The sequence below is a fragment of the Corynebacterium sp. HMSC036E10 genome, assembly GCF_001836265.1.
GTDB classification, from domain to species: domain Bacteria; phylum Actinomycetota; class Actinomycetes; order Mycobacteriales; family Mycobacteriaceae; genus Corynebacterium; species Corynebacterium coyleae.
This window is the reverse complement of the sequence record NZ_KV827987.1, coordinates 1-222: the sequence shown is the minus strand read 5'-3', so window position 1 is coordinate 222 and position 222 is coordinate 1. Positions and strand designations below refer to the sequence as shown.

The 222-nt window shown below is 55.9% G+C and carries 1 protein-coding gene; it reads right to left on the bottom strand.

What is annotated here, in order from left to right; all coding sequences use genetic code 11:
* Positions 1-222: hypothetical protein (locus HMPREF2736_RS12415; protein ID WP_168167628.1), on the bottom strand; the 222-nt coding region annotated here is incomplete at both ends.

Here is a 222-nt window from a genome sequence, read left to right as displayed (position 1 = left end):
CCCACGCAGCGTGTGCTCAATATCAGCAATATTGCGTGCCGAATGCGTCAAGTGCAGCGTGGCCATCCCTTCGCGAGCACGAGAAAACCGTACTTGTTTTTCAGGCGCGGGTTTCTTCGCATCAATAACCTGATCGGCATAGCGCGAGAGCGCATCGAAGCGGCCCTGAAACTTCAGCAGGGTAAAACGCAACCGCCAACGCTTCGCCGCATCTTCAACCAC